Source organism: Streptomyces sp. WAC06614, assembly GCF_003949795.1.
Lineage (GTDB): Bacteria > Actinomycetota > Actinomycetes > Streptomycetales > Streptomycetaceae > Streptomyces.
On the sequence record NZ_RPRY01000514.1, the window covers coordinates 1 to 3,272 of the forward strand.

General features: G+C 76.0%; 1 protein-coding gene. It reads left to right on the top strand.

Features of this window, described 5'->3' with window-relative positions:
- Positions 1-3,272, top strand: a 3,272-nt coding sequence (locus EF918_RS34050; RefSeq protein WP_125652746.1) for a non-ribosomal peptide synthetase, incomplete at both ends; no start/stop codon positions are given.

Here is a 3,272-nt window from a genome sequence, read left to right on the forward strand (position 1 = left end):
AGCTGGACACCTCCGCCCTGCCCGAGCGCCTGCGCACCGCCCCCGCCGCCCCGGCCGCCGTCGCCGACCCGGAGCCCACCGCCGCCCCGGCCGCCTCCCGGGCCCCGCGCAACGCCGCGGAGGAGAGCCTGTGCCGGCTGTTCACCGAGGTCCTCGGCGAGCAGGTCGTCTCCGTCGACGACAACTTCTTCCTCCTCGGCGGCAGTTCCCTCCAGGTGACCCGCCTCGTCGGCCGCATCCGCAAGGAGCTGGGCGCCGAGCTCACGCTGCGCACCGTCTTCGAGAACGCGACCGTCGCCACCCTCGCCGAGGCCCTGGGCCTGGCCGACGCCGCCGCCGCCCGCCCGGCCCTGACCGTGCGCCCCCGCCCCGAGCGGCTGCCGCTGTCCGCCGCCCAGAACCGCCTGTGGTTCCTCAACCAGATGGCGGACGGCAGCGGGAAGGCCGCCTACAACGACGGTCTCACCGTCGAGCTGACCGGCCGCGTCGACACCGCCGCCCTGCGCGCCGCCCTCGCCGACGTCGCCGGCCGCCACGAGAGCCTGCGGACCGTCTTCCCGGTCGAGGCCGGCGCCCCGCGCCAGCACGTCCTGGACGCCGCCGCCGCCCGTCCCGAACTGCTGGTCACCGAGGTCGCCGACGCCGCCGCGCTGGAGGAGCAGCTCGGCCGCGCCGCCGCCCGCGGCTTCGACCTCGCCACCGAGATCCCCGTCCGCGCCCACCTCTTCACCCTCGCCGACGACCGGCACGTCCTGCTGCTCGTCGTGCACCACATCGCCGGCGACGGCTGGTCCGTGGCCCCCTTCACCCGCGACCTCGGCCGGGCCTACAGCGCCCGGCTGCACGGCGCCGCCCCCCAGTACGAGCCGCTGCCCGTCCAGTACGCCGACTACACCCTGTGGCAGCAGGACGTCCTCGGTGACGAGGACGACCCCACCAGCGTCCTCGCCCAGCAGATCGCCCACTGGAAGCACACCCTCGCCGGCCTGCCCGAGGAACTGCCCCTGCCCACCGACCGGCCGCGCCCCGCGGTCGCCGGCCACCAGGGCGGGCGGATCGCCTTCCGGCTCGACGCCGAGGTCCACGAACGGCTGCTCGCCCTCGCCCGGTCCACCGGGGCCAGCGTGTTCATGGTGGCCCAGGCCGCACTCGGCGCCCTGCTGCACCGCCTCGGCGCCGGCGAGGACATCCCCCTCGGCACCGTCATCGCGGGCCGCACCGACGACGCCCTCGGCGACCTGGTGGGCTTCTTCGTCAACACCCTGGTGCTGCGCACCGACGTCTCCGGCGACCCCACCTTCCGCGAGCTGGTCGAGCGGGTCCGCGAGTACGACCTGACCGCCTACGCCCACCAGGACGTGCCCTTCGAGCGGCTGGTGGAGATCCTCAACCCGGTCCGCTCCCTCGCCCGCCACCCGCTCGCCCAGGTCACCCTGGCCCTCGACGACAACGAGCCGCCCGTCCTGGAGTTCGAGGGCCTGACCGCGACGGTCCGTCACCTCCAGACCGACACGGCCAAGTTCGACCTCTCCTTCCGGCTCGGCGAGCGCTTCGACGCCGACGGCCGCCCCGCCGGGCTCGACGGCACCGTCGAGTTCGCCCGCGACCTCTTCGACGAGGAGACCGTCCGCACCATCGGTGACCGCTTCCGCCGCCTGCTGGGGGCCGCCACCGCCGACCCCGCGGCCCGCATCGGTTCCCTGGACCTGCTGGGCCCGGCCGAACGCACCCGGCTGCTGACCGAGTGGAACGACACCACCTTCGCCGTCCCCTCCGCGACCACCCCCCAGCTCGTCGCCGCCCAGGCCGCCCGGACCCCGGACGCGCCGGCGCTGGTCTTCGAGGACACCACCCTCACCTACCGCGAGCTCCAGGACCGCGCCGGCCGCCTGGCCGCCCTGTTCGCCCGGCACGGGGCCGGCCGCGGCCGCTCCGTCGCCGTCGCCCTGGGCCGCAGCACCGACACCGTCGTCAGCATGCTCGCCGCCATGCGGGCCGGGGCCGCGTACGTGCCCGTGGACCCGGCCTACCCGGCCGAGCGCATCGCCTACATCCTCGAGGACTCCCGCCCGGCCCTGGTCGTGACGACCACCGCCCTGCAGGACGCGCTGCCCGAGGACGGCACCCCGCGGCTGCTGCTGGACACCGCCGCCCTGCCCGCCGACCCGGCCCCCGAGGCGCCGATCACCCCGCAGGACGCCGCGTACGTCATCTACACCTCCGGCTCCACCGGCCGCCCCAAGGGCGTCGTCGTCAGCCACACCGGCGTGGCCAGCATGGCCGCGGCGCACCTCGCCTGGTTCGGCGGGGGCCCCGGCCACCGGGTGCTGCAGTTCTCCTCGCCCAGCTTCGACGCCTCCATCTGGGAGATGCTGACCACCCTGGCCACCGGCTCGGCCCTCGTGCTCGCCCCCGCCGAGCGGCTGGCGGCCGGCGAACCGCTGGCCACCCTCCTCGCCGAGCAGCGCGTCACGCACGCCACCCTGCCGCCGGTCGTGCTCGCCGCGATGGGCGAGGCCCGGCTGCCCGCGGACATGACCCTGGTCACCGCCGGCGAGGCCTGCTCCGCCGAACTCGTCGCCCGCTGGGCCGACGGCCGCCGCATGGTCAACGCCTACGGCCCCACCGAGTCGACCGTGTGCGCCACCATGTCCAGCCCCCTCAGCACGGGCGCCGGTGCCCCCACCATCGGCCGCCCGATCACCAACACCCGCGTCCACGTCCTGGACGCCTACCTCAACCCCGTCCCCGTGGGCGTCCCCGGCGAGCTCTACGTCACCGGCCCCGGCCTGGCCCGCGGCTACCTGAACCGGCCCGGCCTGACCGCCGAGCGGTTCGTCGCCGACCCCTACGGCCCCGCCGGCTCGCGCATGTACCGCACCGGCGACCTGGTCCGCTGGACCGCCGACGGTGAACTGGACTATCTCGGCCGCGCCGACGACCAGGTCAAGATCCGTGGCTTCCGCATCGAGCTCGGTGAGGTCGAGACGGCCCTCCTCGGCCACCCCGCGGTCGCGCAGAGCGCCGTGGTCGTCCGCGAGGACACCCCCGGCGACAAGCGCCTCGTCGGCTACGTCGTCCCCGCCGGCTCCCCGGCGGACGTGGACCCGGCCGCCCTGCGCACCCACGTCGGCACCACCCTGCCCGACTACATGGTCCCGGCCGCCGTCGTGGTGCTCGACGCCCTCCCCGTCACCGCCAACGGCAAGCTCGACCGACGCGCCCTGCCCGCCCCGGACTTCGCCGTCCTGTCGGCCGGCCGCGCCCCCGCC